The organism is Brevundimonas sp. (genome assembly GCF_032017145.1).
Taxonomy (GTDB): domain Bacteria; phylum Pseudomonadota; class Alphaproteobacteria; order Caulobacterales; family Caulobacteraceae; genus Brevundimonas.
Genome location: NZ_DALZQC010000009.1, coordinates 15,825 through 34,076 on the forward strand (window position 1 = coordinate 15,825; position 18,252 = coordinate 34,076).

Below are 18,252 nucleotides of genomic sequence, written 5' to 3' on the forward strand. Positions count from 1 at the left end.
TAACGTTCCGAAACCCCTTTTTTGATGCGGCCCGCCTTAAGATTGCATAGACGGCCGATGGGGCTTGATGTGTGGCTTAGCCTCGGATCGCCGCCAGTGCAAAGCGGCGTGCTTCATCCACCACGTTTCTGCGGAGTCTCTGGCATGTGTGGCATCATCGGCATTACTGGCAACGGTCCTGTCGTTCCCCGGCTGATCGACAGCCTGAAACGGCTTGAGTACCGCGGCTATGACTCCGCCGGCGTCGCCGCCGTGGTCGACGGCCATGTCGAGCGCCGCCGCGCCCAGGGCAAGATCCGCAATCTTGAGGCCGTGCTGGCCGAGGATCCGATGAAGGCCACGGTCGGCATCGGCCATACCCGCTGGGCCACGCACGGCGCTCCCACGACCGCCAACGCCCACCCGCACAAGGCCGGTCGGGTGACGCTGGTTCACAACGGCATCATCGAGAACTTCGCCGAGTTGAAGGCCGAACTGGCCGCCGAGGGGCACGTCTTCGAAAGCCAGACCGACACCGAGGTCATCGCCCACCTGCTGGACGCCGAACTGCAGACCGGCCGGCCGCCGCTGGAGGCGTTCAAGGCCACGCTGGACCGGCTGACCGGCGCCTATGCGCTGGCGGTTCTGATCGACGGCGAGAACGACCTGATCCTGGGCGCCCGGCGCGGCAGCCCGCTGGTCGTCGGCTGGGGCGAGGACGAGATGTATCTGGGCTCCGACGCCCTGGCGGTGGGCCCCTTCACGCAGAAGATCTCCTACCTGGAAGAGGGCGACTATGTGGCCGTGACCCATCGTGGCGCCCAGATGTTCGACATGACGGGCCAGCCGGTCGAGCGGGCGGTGGTTCAGGTCTCTGCCTCCTCGGCCCTGGTCGAGAAGGGCGAGTATCGCCACTTCATGGAGAAGGAAATCCATGAACAGCCCGACAGCGTCCAGCACACCCTGTCGGAATATCTCGACCTGGTGACCGGCAAGGCCAAACCGCAGGGCGTGGATTTCGCCGCCGTCGACCGCATCCAGATCGTGGCCTGCGGCACGGCCTTCTACGCCGGTCAGATCGGCCGCTACGCCTTCGAGAAGCTGGCGGGTCTGCCCTGCGACGTCGAGATCGCGTCGGAGTTCCGCTACCGCTCGCCCGCCGTCTCGCCGCGCACCGTGGCGGTCGCCGTCAGCCAGTCGGGCGAGACCGCCGATACCCTGGCCAGTCTGACCTGGTGCAAGGCGCAAGGGTTGCAGACCGCCGCCGTGGTCAACGTCCATTCCTCGTCCATGGCGCGGGAGGCGGCGGTGCTGTGGCCTACCCATGCCGGACCGGAGATCGGCGTGGCCTCGACCAAGGCCTTCACCGCCCAGGTCGCCGCCCTGCTGGCGCTCGCCGTCGCGGCGGGCGTGGCGCGCGGCCGGATCGACGCAGGGCAGGAGGCCGAACTGGTCAAGGCCCTGTTCGAAAGCCCGCGCCTGATCGCCGAGGCCCTGACCATGGGCGACAGCATCCGCGCCGTGGTCCAGGATCTGTCCAAGGCCGACGACGTGCTGTTCCTGGGGCGGGGCGCCATGTTCCCCCTGGCCATGGAGGGCGCGCTGAAGCTGAAGGAGATCAGCTACATCCACGCCGAAGGCTACGCCGCCGGCGAGTTGAAGCATGGCCCCATCGCCCTGATCGACGAGGAAACCCCGACCATCGCCCTGGCCCCCCTGGACGATGTGTTCGAAAAGACCGCCTCAAACCTGCAGGAGGTCGCCGCCCGCGGCGGGCCGGTCATCATGATCACGCCCGAAACGGCCCCGGATCTGCACGGCGTCGGCATCCGCCGCATCCACGCCCCCGACTGCCACCCCCTGATTGCGCCCCTGGTCTATGCCGTGCCGGTGCAGCTCCTGGCCTATTACACCGCCGTTCAGAAGGGCACCGACGTCGATCAGCCCCGCAATCTGGCCAAGTCCGTCACGGTGGAGTGAGGCGAGATCGCCGTCTCGCGCAGGGCCTCCACATCGGCGATCTGAATCGCGCCGCGCCGCAGGCGCAGCGCGCCGGCCGCACACAGTTCGGTGCAGGCGGTCGAGACGCTGGCGCGCCGCACCGCCATCAGGTCGGCCAGGTCGCTCTGGCGCAGGGATACCGTGTCGCCGCCGCCCTGGTCGTGAACGTCAAGGATAAGGGCGGCCAGGCGTTGGGTCACCTTGAGCTCGGCATGACGCCCCAGCTCGGCCTGAAGGGCGGCGTTGCGTTGACGAAGGTCGGTCAGGGTCGCCTCGACCAGGGTGTCGCGATCGATGCGCTGGACCAGCCGTCGCGCTGGCACCGTCAGGAACCGTCCCGCCGTCAGCCACAGGGCGACTTCCTTTTCGCCCCGCCCCAGCACCGCGTCGAAGTTGATCAGATCGTCGCTTGAGGCCAGGCCGCGCGACAGTGTCTCATTGGGCCCGATGCGTGCGGCGACGCCGTCGAGAATGAAGGTCACCAGCGGTTCGCCGTCGCGCGTCAGACTGGTGCGCTCGCCGGGCGCGGCGTCGAAGGCGTCGCCTTCATCCAATCCCTGCACAGCCAGCAGGGACAGCAGGGATCGCGCGAGGTTCGACGTGGACATGCATCGTCTAGACCGCCAAACGGCGTTTTGCGCGATAACATGCGTTAAGCGATCAAACGGGGTCGCTTTGAAGCCTCAGATAGGTCGGATCGAACTCGGCGATCTCGGCCAGGCGGCGCCAGTCGAGGATATCGATCTGACCGCCCGACCAGTTGATCACGCCCTCGCCGCGCAGTTCCGATATCAGACGGCTGACATGGACCGTCGACAGGCCCAGCGCGTCGCCCAGGACGGCTTGTGTCAAAGGCAGATCGAAGGTCAGATCGCCGGTCTGGCCGACGGCCTGAAGACGCAGATAAAGCTCGCATACCAGATGGGCCAGATGACCCAGGCCACTGCGCCGACCCATGGCGACCAGCCATTGGCGGTGGATGGCGGCGTCGATGATGGTGTCCAGCCACAGCAGGCGCGTCAGGTGCGGATGGCGCTCGGTAATGTCGATCAGGCCGCTGTGGGGCGCCTCGGCGATGACGCATTCGGTCAGGGCGACGACCCCGTGATCCATCTGCTTCATCAACAGGCTGTGCAGGTCTATGAAGTCGCCGGCCACATTGATCTCGGTGATCTGACGCGCACCGTCTTCCAGCGTCGAATAGCGGGCGGAAAAACCGGAGATCAAAAGCGTGCTGTGCAGCGGCCGGGTGTGTTCTCGCACGATGTCCGAGCCGGCGGGGACCGTCTTGGGCGGCTCCAGCGCCTTCTGCAGGGCCTCGATTTCGTCGGGAGAGATGCGGTCGCGCAGAGACAGTTTCTCGACCAGGGTCGTGATCTTGGGAGCGGCTTGAAGTCTGCTCATTGGGCCCTTTCCACCAGGCTCCACCCGTCAGGCGCATCGTCGGAAGCGGCTGCGGTGACGCTGACGACCGTCTGACCGTCCGCATCCGTGACGATGACGCTGAAGGCGCGGGTCGTCCAGAAGGAGGCGCCACGATACCGCAGGATTTCGCCCAGAACGGCGACGGCTTCCTCTCTGGCGGCATCGACGCTCTTCAGCTCCTCGCCCTGGTCGTCGCGGATGCAGTCGCCGTTCTGGGTATGAAAAAAGTAGCGCGGCAATCTTTCCTCCTGGCAGCAGCCGAGGGAGGAAGCGGTCACCGGGCCGATTGGTTCAGCCCTCTGTGATCTTTCAGATTTCCTGGTTAAAGGCGCCGATTTCCGGATAGGCGGCAAGGCGGGGTTTGATCTCCTTGCGGAAGAGATCGCGCATGTCGTCTTCCGACCGCATGCTTTCGACCACGACCACCAGCTCCGGCTTGTTCGACGAGGCGCGGACCAGGACCCAGGATCCGTCGTCCAGATGCACCCTCACGCCGTTGACGGTGATGGCCTCGAGGATCTTGCGGCCCAGAATCTCGCCGCCCGCTGCAGCCAGATCGGAATATTCCTTCACGATCCGCTCCAGCACCCCGTATTTCAGCTCGTCGTCGCAATGGGGCGACATGGTCAGGCTGGTCCAGGCGTCCGGCAGGGCGGCTTTCAGTTCACTGAGTTTCTTGCCCGGATTACGGTCCAGCATGGCCAGAACCGCGCCGGCCGCGACCAGGCCGTCGTCGTAGCCGTGGCCCAGGTCGCCGGCCATGAAGAAGTGGCCTGACTTCTCGAACCCGGCCAGGGCGCCCAGTTCGGCGGTCTTGCGCTTGATGTAGGAGTGACCCGTCTTCCAATAGACCACCTCGGCGCCATTGGCCTTGAGGATTTCATCGGTCTTGTAGAGACCGGTCGACTTAACATCGACGACGAAGGTGCTGTCCGGATAGACCTTGGACAGGTCGCGGGCCAGCATCAGACCGATCTTGTCGGCGAAGATTTCTTCGCCCGTGTCGTCCACCACGCCGCAGCGGTCGCCGTCGCCGTCGAAGCCCAACGCCAGATCGGCGCCCGTCTCGCGCACCCGCTGGGCCATCTGCACCAGCATGGCGTGATCTTCCGGGTTCGGATTGTATTTGGGGAAATTGTAGTCGAGGTCGGTGTCCATCTCGATCACCTCGACGCCCATGCGGCGCAAAGCGTCGGGCGCGAAGGCGCCGGCCGTGCCGTTGCCGCAGGCGCAGACCACCTTAAGCGGGCGCTTGATCTGAACCTTGGAGGCGACGTCGGCGACATAGGTCTCGCGGAAGTCCTCGACCCGAACCAGCTTGCCGCCCGGCCGGGCCACGCCCTCGCCGTTCAGCACAATCTCTTTCAGCCGGCTCATTTCCTCGGGGCCGAAGGTCAGGGGCTTGTTCGCCCCCATCTTCACGCCGGTCCAGCCGTTCTCGTTGTGGCTGGCGGTGACCATGGCGACGCAAGGCGCGTCCAACTCGAACTGACCGAAATAGGCCATGGGCGACAGGGCCAGGCCGACGTCCAGAACCTCCATGCCGCCTTCCAGCAGGCCCAGGATCAGGGCCTGTTTGACGCTGAGGCTATAGCCGCGAAAATCATGGCCGGTGACGATCTTTGGCGGCACGCCGATTTCGTGGACATAGGTCGCCAGGCCGAGGCCCAGGGCCTGGATGCCGAGGAGGTTGATCTCTTTTTCCAGGATCCACCGCGCGTCATATTCGCGGAAACCGGTGGGCTTAACGAGCGCCTGGGTTTCGTAAGCAGCCGTGTTCGGCTTCAGGTCCTGACGGGGCTTAAGCATGGTTAGTCCTTGGTTGTGTTGGTATGGATGCCGGCCGATCAGGCTGCGGCGCGATTGCGAATACGGGCGATGCGGCGCAGGCGGCGCCAGAAGCGGCCGCGCTCCGGCTCGGGATAGGGCTGCAGGTTCTCGACAAACTGATCGGCTGAGGCGCGCCAGCTGAACTTCTCCGCATAGGCGCGCACGACCTTGCGGTCGAGTTCGAGGCACTCCAGGCAAGCGGTCCTGAGGTCCTTGTCGATAGCTCCAGCGTTCGAGCCGGGAATGATGTCGATCGGGCCGTGCGCTGGGTAAGCTGCGACCGGCGTGCCGGCGGCCATGGCTTCCAGGATCACCAGGCCGAAGGTGTCGGTCCAGCTGGGGAAGACGAAGACATCCGCGTCGCGGAAACATCGAGCCAGTTCGTCGCCAAACCGGGCGCCCAGGAACTTGGCCTCGGGATATTTCTCCTGAAGCTCCGCGCGGGCGGGTCCGTCGCCTACGACGATCTTGGTGCCGGGCAGGTCGAGCTGAAGGAAGGATTCGATGTTCTTCTCGACCGCCACACGGCCCACATTCAGGAAGAAGGGCCGGGGCCAGTCCCTGCCCCCAAGTTCATCGTAGATGCGCTCCAGGTCGGGGTTGAAGACATCCGTATCCACCCCGCGCGACCAGGGGGAAACGTTCTTGAACCCGTGTTCGACCAGCTCGTCGCGCAGGGTAGGGGTCGCCACCATCAGCCGACCCGACGGCTTGTGGAACCACTTCATATAGGCGTAGCCGACCTGGACCGGGATCGGGAAACGGGCCGAGACATATTCGGGAAATTTGGTATGATAGCTGGTCGTGAACGGCAGCTTCCATTCCACGCAGATACGGCGCGTGGCGATGCCGATCGGACCTTCGGTGGCGATATGAACGGCTTCGGGTTCGAAGGCGCGCAGCATTTCGCGAATTTCTTCCTCCGCCCCAAGCGCCAGCCTGATTTCCGGATAGGTCGGGCAGGGAATGGTCTTGAACAAGCTGGGTTCGATGACCTCGACCTCATGGCCCATGCCGCGGCATTCGGCGACCGTGCGGGTCAGGGTGCGGACGACGCCATTGACCTGAGGTTCCCAGGCGTCGGTGGCCAAAACGATGCGCATTGAGGCGGGCGGACCCTGAGCCGTTGAGTAGGGGCGGAACTTCTAGACGGTTCGAATGACGAAGGCGAGACGGTCTCCGATGTCTCCGGCTCCTATAACAGCCGCAAGGGCTGGGCGATATCAGGCTCCAGTATGGTCAGGGTCTCTTTCGCCTGAACGTAAGCGGCCATGATGTGATAGAAGGAACTGGCAGGAGCTGGCTCGTCGATGAACTCGCCAGCTGCAAGGAGCTTGTCGTGCCAAAGCCCTTGCGGCGTGAGATATTTCCAAAGCGCGCGCTGCGCATTGGCGGCCTGGTCCAAACATTGAAGGCGTCTGCCGTCATCATTTAATGACGCCAGTATAAGCGATGCCTTGAGCCATTCTGTCTGGGGCCAGAGCCTGGATCTCCCGCTCCTCACGCTGCCGTCGGTGTTCATGGCGTCTATGGCTATATTGCGCTTCCTGTCGATACCCTTCAGGCCCGCTTCATAAAGTCTCCAGGCGTCCGCAATGACGGATTCATCGCGCCTATTGCGGCCATGCCTTGCCAATAGCCAAGCCCACTCGAACTGATGTCCCGGCTCGACCAAACGCCCGTCTTCTCCTGCTGCCGGAGACCAGTCCTTCTGGAAGAACTCGAGCAAATATCCGGAGTGGGGATCAATGAATCGGGTTCGAGCGAGGTCTACAATGCGGTCAGCGAGACGTCCCCATGCCGCGTCGCCGTTTGCTTCTTCCCAAGCGAGAGCGGACTCCAACAAATGCATATGAGCGTTTGATTGATACGGGTGGGCCCCACTTTCCATCACGCCGCCAACAGCATCCGCGCGCTTAAGTATTTCTTCTCTGACGGCAGCCGCATCGACTTCCAGTGCGGGGTCTCCGGTTGCAACCGAAGCGCGTGCGAGAGCGAAGATCAGGAACGCTTGATCATAAACCATCGCGGTCTCGTCCATCGGCGAGCCGTCGGCTGCAAGAAGCGTCCGCATCAGCCCGTCAGGACGCAGGTAGAGTGACCTAAGTCGCTCAAGACCCTTTGAAATTACAGTCTTCCACGGGCCCTGCCAGCCCTGCAATCCTGCTTCCGCATAGACCTGCAACTGCCTCGCCTGGACGCGGGCGCGGCGCGGCGCGGAGACGTGCCGGCCGTCGAGCGCCAGAACTTCTTCAAAAGCCCCCGTAGCGTCCTGGCCCAAACCGGACCAAACCGGCAGCGCGGCCTGCCGCAGCCAGTTGGTCAACCTGACCGCACCGTCTTTCAGCCCTTCCGGCTCCGGAAGGGGCGGAAAATCCAAATGTTGAGGAGAGAGGTTTCGAAGGCGATCGACAACCTTCTTCACATCTTGGCTTTTTCGAAGATCGGTCACCAAGACCGCATCGCGCTCTACAACAATTCCGACGTCCCGCAAGCCAATCGCGGCGACCATTACGCCATCGCAGGCTCTGATCAGACAGCCCTCTGAGTCCTCCAGGACATGTAGGCCGACATTGCCCTCGCCTGAGGCGTGCACGGAATCCCACGCGCCGAGGTCGGTCCAAGCGAAACGTACCGGCAGCACTGCGGCGAGGTTGGTTTTCTCCATTACCGCATAATCTATCGAGATTTTCGGAGACAGTTTGAACTCTGAGCCCAGCAGGATGTATGCGTCATCCTGCACTGCGCTTTTCAATGCGCCCTCTACGGCTTCCGCGACGGCGGCGGCGCGGTCTGTTATTTCTTGAACGAGGACCTTGGACTGAACGATGAAGTTGCCGCTGTTCCAGAGGTACCCCTCGAAGATATAGCGCTGCGCCGTCGAAGCGTCGGGCTTTTCAACAAAAGCGGCGACTGCCGACAAGCCAGAGCCTTCTGGCGCAATATATCCGTAGGCCGACGACGGTTCGGTCGGCACGACGCCCAATGTAACGATGCGTCCATCTTCAGCGCCGACAACGGCTTCGCGAACCGCGTCCCTGAACTCTTCTCCGTGGGGGATGTGGTGATCAGAAGCGACAAACAGATTGATCGCGTCAGGATCTTTGCGGGTCGTCCACAGGGCGGCAGCGGCCATAGCGGCTGCAGAATCCCGACCTTCAGGCTCCAAAATTATGGTTGCCGATATCCCGATCTCGTCAAGTTGGGACCGAATGGCATCGCGATGCGATAGCCCGGCGACGACGATGAGATCAGCTCCCGCCGCCAAAGACACCACTCTTTCAGCCGTCTCTTGAAACAGTGACCGGTTTCCCGCCAACGGGATGAACTGCTTCGGCAGAGAAGGCCGTGATGCAGGCCACAAACGCGTACCTGAACCGCCGCACATGATGACCGGGTAAAGCGTTGCCATATTCTTAGAGCTGCCATTTCTTGACCGAGAGCGCCTACTACGCGAGCTTTGCTGTCGCGTCACCTGCTGAATGAGCCACAGTTGCGCGACCCGTCACTTGGTTTGACGCTTCTAGGTGGCGGTGACCATTTAGCTATTTGAGCCAGAGCATGATGGCGGCGAGGGTTACGAAGCCCATGAAGGTGGCCGCCAGCTTGTCGTATCGGGTAGCGATGCGGCGGAAGTGCTTGATGCGGCTGAAGAAGCGTTCGACGCGGTTGCGCTCTTTGTAGAGAGCCTTGTCGTAGGCGTGCTGTCGTTTGCGGTGGCGTCGGGGCGGCACGACGGGATCGCCGCCCTGATCGATGATCTTGCGATAGAGCCGGTCGGCGTCATAGGCTTTGTCGGCGAGGACGTAGTCGGCGGCGATGCCGTCGATCAGATCGACGGCGGGCGCCATGTCGTTCTGCTGGCCCGGCCCCAGCAGGATGCGGACCGGCAGGCCCAGCGCATCTACGCAGACGTGGATCTTGGTTCCGAAGCCGCCGCGAGACCGGCCAAGCGCCTGGGCGTCCGGTCCCCCCTTTTACGCCGCGCGCCGGCGGCCTGGGCGTGGGCCCGGATGACGGTGGCGTCCAGCATGACCCATTCCAGATCGGGTTCCGCCACCACAGCCTCGAACAGACGGGTCAGGACCCCCATCTCGATCCAGCGATAATACCGCCGCTTGGCCGTCTGATAGGGACCGAACCGCTCCGGCAGATCGCGCCAGCGCCCACCCGACCGCGCCATCCACAACAAGGCGTCCACGAACAGGCGACCGTTGCTGCGCGGACCCCGCTTGCCCTTGCGACCGCCCGGCACGAACGGCTCAATCCGCGCCCACTGATCGTCCCGAAGAACTTCGCCTTCCATCAACGCCTCCAAAGAGAAGCGTTGAATCAGAAGCGCGTCAGTTCGGGAATCCTAAATCGTCACTACGCCCTAGTCAAAGAGGCAGCACCGTCGTCGATTTGACCTCTTCCAGCACCGCATAGGTCCGCGTCTCCCGCACCCCCGGCATCCGCACCAGCACGTCGCCGAGGAAGGCGCGGTAGGCGTCCATGTCGCCGACGCGGGCCTTGATCAGATAGTCGAAGCCGCCGGCGACCATGTGGCATTCCAGCACTTCCGGCTGGCTGCGCACGGCGGCGGCGAAGGCTTCGAAGACGTCGCCGGTGGTGCGGTCCAGCAGTACCTCGACGAAGATCAGCAGGTCGCGGCCCACCTGGGTCGGGTCGATCATGGCGGCGTAGCCGGTGATGATCCTTTTTTCGCGCAGCCGTTTGACCCGTTCGAAACAGGCGGCGGGCGACAGGTTGCACCGCCGCGCCAACTCGGCGTTGGAGATGCGGGCGTCGGTCTGGAGCACCCTGAGGATGCGGCGGTCGACGGCGTCGATGTCGATCATCGGAAATCAGATCTCTGAACCGAACGATCTTCGGCGCGAGTTCGTATCATACGAAGCACCTTCAATGCACTCCGGCATATACGCCTGAAATCCACAGGATTTGTCGCCGATGACCACCCCCGCCTTCACGCCGTCGAGCCTGGCCGCTTGGGACGGTCTGGACGCGCACAAGTTCCGCGATGAGCGTGAAGCCGTCGCCGCCAACCTGGCCCGCATGCCACTGGACGCCGCTGAGCGCGCCGCCGTGGTCGCGGAAGCCACCGCCCTGGTCGAACACGCCCGCCGCAGCCAGAAGAAACAGGGGGTGGTCGAGAGCTTCCTGCAGCAGTTCAGCCTTGGCACCCGCGAGGGTCTGGCCCTGATGTGCCTCGCCGAAGCCCTGCTGCGGGTGCCGGACGAGGAAACCCGCGACCGGCTGATCGCCGAGAAGATCGGCTCGGCCGATTGGGCCAGCCATCTGGGCCAGTCCGACAGCCTGTTCGTCAACGCCTCGACCTGGGGCCTGATGCTGACTGGGAAGCTGGTGGACGTGGACGAGGAGGCGCGCAGCGACCTGCCAGGCTTCCTGAAGCGGATCGCGGGCCGTCTGGGCGAGCCGGTCATCCGCCAAGCGGTGGCGACCGCCGTCAAGATCATGGGCGAGCAGTTCGTGGTCGGCCGCACTATCCAAGGCGCGCTCAAACGGTCGAACAAGGAAGGCTGGTTGTGCAGCTTCGACATGCTGGGCGAGGGCGCCCGCACGGTCGCCGACGCAGACCGCTATGAAAAGATCTATGCCGACGCCATCGAGGCCGTGGGCAAGACCTCCCAGAGCGAAGGCCCCGAGCACGGCCACGGCGTATCGGTGAAACTGTCGGCCTTGTCGCCCCGCTATGAGGCGACGCACGAGGACGACGTCTGGGCGACCCTCTATCCCCGCATCCTGCGCCTGGCCCAGATCGCGGCCCAATACGACATCAACTATACGATGGACGCTGAAGAGGCGGACCGTCTGGCCCTGTCGCTGAAACTGCTGGACCGGCTGGCGCATGAGCCCAGCCTGGGCGGCTGGACCGGCCTGGGCCTGGCGGTTCAGGCCTATCAGAAGCGTGGTCTGGAAACGATCGAGCGCGTCGCCGAACTGGCGCGCCGCTCGGGCCGCCGGCTGATGGTGCGACTGGTCAAGGGCGCCTATTGGGACACCGAGATCAAGCGCGCCCAGGTCTTCGGCCGCACCGACTATCCGGTCTTCACCACCAAGGCGGCGACCGACCTGAACTATCTGGTCTGCGCCAAGGCCATGATCGAAGCGGCGCCGGCCATCTATTCCCAGTTCGCCAGCCACAACGCCCACACCCTGGCCGCCGTGCGCCGCATGGCGCGTGATCAGGGCGTGACGGTCGAGCACCAGCGCCTGCACGGCATGGGCGAAGCCCTGTACGACGCCGCACATGAAGCCTGGGCAGATGAGACCGTCATCGTCCGCGCCTATGCCCCCGTCGGCGGACACGAGGAACTGCTGCCCTATCTGGTCCGGCGTCTGCTGGAAAACGGCGCCAACTCCTCCTTCGTCCACGCCCTGCTGGACGAGCGCGTGCCCGCCTCGGCGGTCGCGGCGGATCCCATTTCCCTGGTCGAGCAAGCGCCCGACCGTCACCCCAAGATTCCGGTTCCGCAAGACATGTACGGTGATCGTCAGAACTCCCTCGGCCGCGACTATTCCCAGGCCGCAGACCGCGAAGCCCACGCCAAGGCGCTGGAAGGGGTCGATCGTGAAAAGCTGACCTCCGGCCCGATCATCGGCGGCAAGCTACGCGCCGGGATCGACGCCCAGGCCGTGACCAATCCGTTCGACCGGTCGCAGGTGCTGGGCCATGTCTCCGAAGCCGAGGCGGCCGACATCGACGCCGCCGTCGAAGCCGCAGCCAACGCCCAGGTTCAATGGGACCGTCAAGGCGGCGCCAAACGCGCCGTCGTTCTTCGCGCCATGGCCGATGCGCTTGAAGCCGATCTGGACCGCCTGGTCGCCCTGCTCAGCCGCGAGGCGGGCAAGACCCTGAACGACGGCGTCGCCGAGGTGCGCGAGGCCGCCGACTTCTGCCGCTACTACGCCCTGCTGGCCGAACGCGACTTCACCGCTCCCGAAACCCTGAAGGGCCCGGCCGGCGAGACCAACCAGCTGTTACTGCACGGGCGCGGCGTCTTCGCCTGCATCAGCCCGTGGAACTTCCCCCTGGCCATCTTCACAGGCCAGATCGCCGCCGCTCTCGCCGCCGGCAACGCCGTCCTGGCCAAGCCCGCCGAACAGACGCCGCTGATCGCCGCCGAGGCCGTGCGCCTGTATCACAAGGCCGGCCTGACCCCTGACCTGCTGGCCCTGGTTCCCGGCCGCGGCGAGACGGTCGGCGCAGCCCTCGTCACCCACCCCGGGATCGACGGCGTCGCCTTCACCGGCGGCACGGATACGGCCGCCGCCATCAACCGCTCCATCGCCGCCCGCCCCGGCGCCATCATCCCCTTCATCGCCGAGACCGGCGGCCTGAACGGCATGTTCATCGACACCACGGCGCTGAAGGAACAGGTGATCGACGACGTGATCCAGTCGGCCTTCGGCTCGGCCGGTCAGCGCTGCTCGGCCTTGCGCGTCCTCTACGTGCCCAAGGATTCGGCTGACGCCCTGATCGAGGGCCTGAAGGGCGCCCTAGCCGTCCAGACCGTCGCCGACCCCGCCGATCCCAAGACCGACATCGGCCCCGTCATCGACCCGGAATCGCGCCGCGCCCTGGAAGCCCACGTCGAACGCCTGGCGCGGGACGCCAAGATCATCGCCCGCGCCGACCTGCCGCTAGGCTCTGAAAAGGGCGACCTGTTCGCCCCTACCATCGCCGAAATCCCTACGCCCGACTTCCTCGAACGCGAAGTCTTCGGCCCCATTTTGCACATCTATCGCTACGCCCCGTCCGACCTGAAATCGGTCGCCGGCAAGCTGGCCGCGCGCGGCTACGGCCTGACCCTGGGCATTCACAGCCGCATCGAAGCCTTCGCCGCCGAAGTCGTCGATCTGGTCCCCGCCGGCAACGTCTATGTGAACCGTTCGATCACTGGTGCGGTCGTCGGCGTTCAGCCGTTCGGCGGTGAAGGCTTGTCAGGCACCGGCCCCAAGGCGGGCGGGCCGAACAGCCTGATCCGCTATGCCGCCGAGAAGGCCATCAGCGTCAACATCGCCGCGCAGGGTGGGGATCCGGCGCTGCTGAACCTGTAGCCGGGGTTGACCCAAGCAATCGGCTGGCGTCCATGGTCATGGACTGCTGCAGGATATCAATGACATCGATCTGTATCGACGGTTTCAACCTGGCCATGCCCAAGGGGTCCGGCATAGCGACCTATGGCCGTAATTTGCTGGAGGCTGCCGAGGGCGTCGGGATCGACACGCAGGTTCTCTATGGCCCGGCATCGGGTAGGAAGCCGTCGAATGTCCTGAACGAAGCGCTACTGGTCGATGCTCGACGGCCGGCTCTTCAAGACAATCGACGACGTCGAGTTCAGCGTTTCCAGCAGACCCTGCTGTCTCGCTTCGGGCGGACGGCCTATCCGATCGTTCCCTCTGGAGAAGTGATCTGGCCTTCCGGCGCTCAGCCGCCCGCAGGGCATCTTTGGGCCGCTCAGGATCTGTTTGTCAGATCGAATCGATGCTTCCAAAAATACGGCAAGCTGACGCCTCTGACATTCAAGGCGGCGAGTGAGGTCCCGGCGCCCGATCTGATGCATTGGACGGCGCCGCTTCCCATCCATGCGCCGGGCCGGCCGAATATCTACACCTTCCACGACCTCATTCCACTTCGTCTTCCTCACACCACGCTTGGGGACAAGGCCCGCTATATGGCGATGAGCCTGGAGGTCGCTTCTCGTGCGGACCATATCGTTGTCGTGTCCGAAACGACCCGGCAGGATGTCGTGAGGCTGCTGGGTGTTGATGAGCGCCGGGTGACCAATACCTATCAGTCGGTGCAAATCCCCGAGCCAGCAACCCTGCGCAATAAGTCGGACGTCGCCCTGGAAATCGAGGGTGTCTTCGGGTTGGGATGGAAAAGCTATTTTCTCCATTTCGGCGCCGTTGAACCCAAGAAGAACCTCGGCAGGATCGTGGAGGCGTATCTGGCTTCTGGCGTCGAAGCGCCTTTGGTGCTGATTGGGGGGCGAGCTTGGCTAGACGAGGGTGAAGTTGGCCTGCTCCAGCAGGTCAAACGCGATGGTGGGCCGAACGCGGACCGTATTCGCCAATACGACTACATGTCCTTTTCCATGCTCAATAACTTGATCCGTGGGGCGAAGGGCGTTTTGTTCCCGTCCCTTTATGAGGGGTTCGGTCTTCCTGTTTTGGAAGCAATGGCTCTTTCCACCGCAGTGCTCACTTCAACGGGTGGTGCGCTGCCGGAAGTCGCGGGCGACGCGGCGCTGGTCGTCGATCCCTATGATGTTCAGGCCATCGCTAGGGGCATAAGGGCGCTTGACGCCGATGAGGCGCTTCGTAGCGATCTTGAAGTCCGTGGAAGGCGGCAGGCGGCCAGGTTCAGCCGAGAAGCTTATCAGGCCCGGCTTCTCGAAGCCTATTCAGCCGTTGGCGTTACGCCTTCGGCGTCGTATGGCTAATTCTTCTCTCACTGTTTGCGTGCCCATGAGTAACCCAGCGCTTCGACGGCAACGATCGGGACGGCCATCACCCATCGCCCTCTGGGCATGGGCGAGCCGGAATGCGCGGATCGTCAAGGCGCTGTTGATGCGTGAGGTGATTACGCGATTCGGACGTGAGGGGCTTGGTTTCGCTTGGCTGATCGGCGAACCTTTGATCTTCACGTTTGGGGTGATGATACTTTGGAGCGTCACCAAGCCCAGCTACGAGCATGGCGTCCGATTGGCGCCGTTCGTCATGACGGGCTACCTCTCCATAATCTTAATTCGACACTTCATCAGCTACCTTACAGTCGCTCTTCAGGCCAATGTTGGTTTGCTTTACCATCGTCCGGTGAAGCCGTTGCACATCATGTCTTCGCGGATATTGATGGAGTTTGGCGGCGCCACCGCCGCTTATTTTGTTGTGTATATGGTTTTGTTTGCTGTTGGTCAGGTGGATTTACCCCATAATTATCTATTACTTTACTATGGGTGGTGTTTGCTGGCGTTTCTGTCTGCTGGATTTGCGATGATCTTAACGGGCCTGTCGATGCGGTATGATGTCGTCGAACGCATTACGGGATTGGTGGGGTATTTGATGATCCCCCTGTCCGGCGCCTTCGCGATGGTGGCTTGGTTTCCGTCTTCAGTGCAGAAATACTATCTGATGATCCCGTTCGTTCATTGCATCGAGATGACACGGGCTGGGGTTTTCGGTGAATTTGTCCCAACGCATTATTCGCTGCTTTACCCTCTGGGATGGGCGGTCGTCTTCAACGTCATCGGCTTGCTGCTGATCGCTACGGCACGCGATCACATCGAGTCCGAATGATGCATAGTTTGAATTTCCGGTAGTGAAACGATGAACGATCCCAAGCTAAACTATGTCGGGCCATTGCCAGACTTGCTTGCTGGACCCAAGGCGCAGCCTTGGTGGCGAGCCTTTCCACTGGCCTTTCTCGTGGTGGTCGTCGCGCCCACCTTGGTGGCAGCGATCTATTTTTTTCTAATCGCTTCGCCACGCTACGTGTCGGAAGCGCGCTTTATCGTTCGGGCTGCTAATCAGCCACAGCCGAGCTCGCTAGGATTTGCGCTGCAGGGCGTGGGGATATCGTCCACTTCGACGGATGCGTTTGCTGTACATGAATACGCTCTATCTCAAGACGGTATCCGCGACCTTCAGCGACAGTTCAACCTTGAGGCTATGTTGAAGCCTCGCGGTGCCGATGTTCTCAGCGGCTGGCCAAGACTGGGCGAGGATCATTCCGGTAAGTCGCTAGACGCGGCGCTCTCTCGATTCGTCACCATAGGCTACAACTCTAGCACAGGGATCAGCACGCTGAGAGTACAGGGTTTCGCTCCGAAGGACGCCCAGGGCTTGGCCGAAGCGCTCTTGAATGGCGGCGAGCGCTTGGTGAATCGCCTCAATGACCGTGCCGCCGCCGACGCCGTCCGCGATGCGCGCACGGCTCGCGACGAAGCGCGGCTTCAACTGGCGTCCGCACAGGCGCGGTTGACGACATTCCGCAATCAGGAACAGTTCATTGACCCCGCGCGATCCGCAACGGAAGGCGGTCAACTGATCGGCAATCTTCTGGCGACGGTCGCAACTCTTCGAGCGGAGCGGGCGCAACTGGCGACTGGCGCACCTCAAAGTCCCCAATTGGCACCCCTGGACAACAGGATTGCGGCCTATGAGCGGCAGATCGAAATGGAGCGAGCCAAGATCGCCGGCTCGTCCAATTCCCTTGCCGGGAAGCTGGGCGCATACGAAGATCTGATGCTGCAGCGCGAGTTGGCGGACCGTGAACTCACCCAATCCAGCACGGCCTTGCTGGCGGCGGAACAGGAAGCGCGACGCCAGAAATTATATCTTGAGCGTATTGTGAACCCTAGCCTGCCGGATCGCTCCAGTGAGCCCCGGCGCTTGATCTCCGTTCTGGTGGTGTTGGCGACGTCGCTGCTGCTTTATGGAATCGGATGGCTGGTGTGGGCCGGCATGCGCGAGCATCGGCAAGACTGATGACCATGCAGGAAGCCGGCGCGGGGCTTCGTGTCGAGAATCTCAGTCGAACCTTTCTCGGCACGACCAAGCCTTTGTTCACCAATCTGTCCTTTTCACTTAACCGTGACGGCCGACTTGCCGTGCTTGGCCGCAATGGCCAAGGCAAGTCGTCCCTGATCAGAATGCTAGGTGGCGTCGATCGGCCCTCCGAAGGGCGTATCGATTGGCGCATGTCTTCGTCGTGGCCGATCGGTTTCAGCGGTGGCTTTCAGGGCAGTTTGTCTGGCTTGGACAACATCCGCTTTTTGTCGCGCCTGTACGAACGCGACTACCATGAGATGCGCGAGCGAGTGGACGATTTCGCCGAGTTGGGTTCCGCGCTACTCCGTCCTGTGAAGCACTATTCTTCGGGCATGCGGGCGCGTTTGGCGTTCGGGCTGTCGCTGGCGATCGAGTTCGATTGCTATTTGATCGATGAACTTGTCGCCGTTGGCGATGCCCGTTTCCAACGCAAGTGTCAGGAGGAACTATTCGAACGCCGAGCTAATCGTGCGTTCCTGATGGCCTCCCATGATGTCGGTCTCGTCGCCGGCTATTGCGACACGGCTTTGATCATCGAAAGCGGTCGGGCCAAGATGTTCACCGACGTGGCCGAGGCCGTGGATGTCTACACTTGGCTGAGAGCAGCATGACGAACGACGAGATTCGTTGGTTCGTTTTGCCGCCCACGCAGAACCTGGAAACCTGGCGCTCCGTTTTACGCAGTCATGCACAGGCGCAAGGCCTGTCCGTAGTCGAAGTCGTGGCTGGAGATGAGCAGGTAACGCCTGACGATATTGTCCTGACCTCTGATCTTGACTTCGCCCGTTTGGTCGGTGCTAGCGCGGCGAACACCACGGTGCTGGATCTGCTGCCGTTTGTCGATCTTACGGATTGCGCGCCTGCCGACATTCCATTCCGCGTCCTTGATGCTACGCGAAAGATCGCGGCAGCGCACGATTTTGACGGCCGCTTCAGCTCTGTTGACGCAAGCCTTCCGGCGCCGTTCGCTGACCTTCCGGCGTTGAATACAGGTTCGAGGTCGCCATCCGCGCTTGAACTCCATTTTCAGAACGCATTGGCCTTTCTGAATCAGGGATCAGCCGAATGGTCGCCCGAAATCTTTAGCTACGCCAAAGGCGGGGGCGGCCCGGACGAGGCTGGCGTGCTGGACATCACAGGCCGTCCTCGCTTGGCCATCTATGGTCCATATGTCTTTCTGACGCGGGGCGTGTGGCGCGTCACCGTTCGCCTGTCCTTTGACGCTGACGCCGCTCAAAAGCCCTATCAAATCCAATGGGGCGGCAGCGAGTCATACGCCGAGCATGACTTCTCCCCCGGAAGAAGCGGCATCTACGAGATTACTCTGGAACACGAGTGGCCGACGCACGCCGCGACTGAAGTCCGCCTGCTGCTGCTAGAGGGCGCTTTCCATGGCCAGATGACCTTGCACGGTGCGATTGTCCAGCGCGTATCATAGGA

General features: G+C 62.9%; 15 protein-coding genes. 7 read left to right on the plus strand and 8 right to left on the minus strand.

The genetic code is table 11. From position 1 onward, the window contains the following. The first annotated feature begins 144 nt into the window (after positions 1-144). Positions 145-1,959, plus strand: a complete 1,815-nt coding sequence (gene glmS, locus RTU05_RS02915) for a glutamine--fructose-6-phosphate transaminase (isomerizing) (protein WP_312595523.1) — start codon at positions 145-147, stop codon at positions 1,957-1,959. Here the strand turns inward: glmS and RTU05_RS02920 are convergent. The 8 genes from RTU05_RS02920 to RTU05_RS02955 all read right to left on the minus strand — a co-directional run bounded on the left by RTU05_RS02920 (position 1,920) and on the right by RTU05_RS02955 (position 10,076). Next, positions 1,920-2,588: a helix-turn-helix domain-containing protein gene (locus RTU05_RS02920; RefSeq protein WP_312491171.1), complete on the minus strand. Its 669-nt coding sequence runs from the start codon at positions 2,586-2,588 to the stop codon at positions 1,920-1,922. The two genes, glmS and RTU05_RS02920, sit on opposite strands and share 40 nt — an antisense overlap. 52 nt (positions 2,589-2,640) lie before the next feature. Then, positions 2,641-3,384: a Crp/Fnr family transcriptional regulator gene (locus RTU05_RS02925; RefSeq protein WP_312491174.1), complete on the minus strand. Its 744-nt coding sequence runs from the start codon at positions 3,382-3,384 to the stop codon at positions 2,641-2,643. Next, positions 3,381-3,644: a DUF6894 family protein gene (locus RTU05_RS02930; protein ID WP_312491176.1), complete on the minus strand. Its 264-nt coding sequence runs from the start codon at positions 3,642-3,644 to the stop codon at positions 3,381-3,383. The genes RTU05_RS02925 and RTU05_RS02930 overlap by 4 nt, the downstream gene beginning before the upstream one ends. A gap of 70 nt (positions 3,645-3,714) precedes the next feature. Beyond that, positions 3,715-5,214: a phosphomannomutase/phosphoglucomutase gene (locus RTU05_RS02935; protein WP_312491179.1), complete on the minus strand. Its 1,500-nt coding sequence runs from the start codon at positions 5,212-5,214 to the stop codon at positions 3,715-3,717. Between the two features lie 38 nt (positions 5,215-5,252). Further along, the gene (locus tag RTU05_RS02940) at positions 5,253-6,338 is read right to left on the minus strand and encodes a glycosyltransferase family 1 protein (RefSeq protein ID WP_312595526.1); all 1,086 of its coding nucleotides are present in this window, start codon (positions 6,336-6,338) and stop codon (positions 5,253-5,255) included. A 92-nt stretch (positions 6,339-6,430) separates the two neighbouring features. After that, complete coding sequence (locus RTU05_RS02945; RefSeq protein ID WP_312595528.1) at positions 6,431-8,647, minus strand: AGE family epimerase/isomerase; 2,217 nt, start codon at positions 8,645-8,647, stop codon at positions 6,431-6,433. Positions 8,648-8,780: 133 nt separating this feature from the next. After that, a protein-coding gene (locus RTU05_RS02950; protein WP_312595530.1) for an IS5 family transposase occupies positions 8,781-9,541 on the minus strand; the annotation gives its coding sequence in 2 pieces (ribosomal slippage) (positions 8,781-9,214 and positions 9,214-9,541; 762 coding nt in all). A 73-nt stretch (positions 9,542-9,614) separates the two neighbouring features. Beyond that, the gene (locus RTU05_RS02955; RefSeq protein WP_312595532.1) at positions 9,615-10,076 is read right to left on the minus strand and encodes an Lrp/AsnC ligand binding domain-containing protein; all 462 of its coding nucleotides are present in this window, start codon (positions 10,074-10,076) and stop codon (positions 9,615-9,617) included. A gap of 109 nt (positions 10,077-10,185) precedes the next feature. Between RTU05_RS02955 and putA the strand changes: the two genes are divergently transcribed. The 6 genes from putA to RTU05_RS02985 all read left to right on the plus strand — a co-directional run bounded on the left by putA (position 10,186) and on the right by RTU05_RS02985 (position 18,250). Next, on the plus strand, positions 10,186-13,317 hold the full coding sequence (gene putA / locus RTU05_RS02960) for a bifunctional proline dehydrogenase/L-glutamate gamma-semialdehyde dehydrogenase PutA (RefSeq protein ID WP_312595534.1): 3,132 nt from the start codon (positions 10,186-10,188) through the stop codon (positions 13,315-13,317). 95 nt (positions 13,318-13,412) lie between these two features. Beyond that, complete coding sequence (locus tag RTU05_RS02965; protein ID WP_312595536.1) at positions 13,413-14,705, plus strand: glycosyltransferase family 1 protein; 1,293 nt, start codon at positions 13,413-13,415, stop codon at positions 14,703-14,705. Positions 14,706-14,730: 25 nt separating this feature from the next. Then, positions 14,731-15,558: an ABC transporter permease gene (locus RTU05_RS02970; protein WP_312595538.1), complete on the plus strand. Its 828-nt coding sequence runs from the start codon at positions 14,731-14,733 to the stop codon at positions 15,556-15,558. Between the two features lie 30 nt (positions 15,559-15,588). Continuing rightward, complete coding sequence (locus tag RTU05_RS02975; protein WP_312595540.1) at positions 15,589-16,749, plus strand: chain-length determining protein; 1,161 nt, start codon at positions 15,589-15,591, stop codon at positions 16,747-16,749. Further along, positions 16,749-17,423 (plus strand): ABC transporter ATP-binding protein, encoded by a 675-nt coding sequence (locus RTU05_RS02980; protein ID WP_312595542.1) that lies wholly within the window; start codon positions 16,749-16,751, stop codon positions 17,421-17,423. Before RTU05_RS02975 ends, RTU05_RS02980 begins: the two co-directional genes overlap by 1 nt. Beyond that, entirely contained in the window at positions 17,420-18,250 is an 831-nt protein-coding gene (locus RTU05_RS02985) for a hypothetical protein (protein WP_312595544.1), read from the plus strand. The genes RTU05_RS02980 and RTU05_RS02985 overlap by 4 nt, the downstream gene beginning before the upstream one ends. The last annotated feature ends 2 nt before the right edge of the window (positions 18,251-18,252 follow it).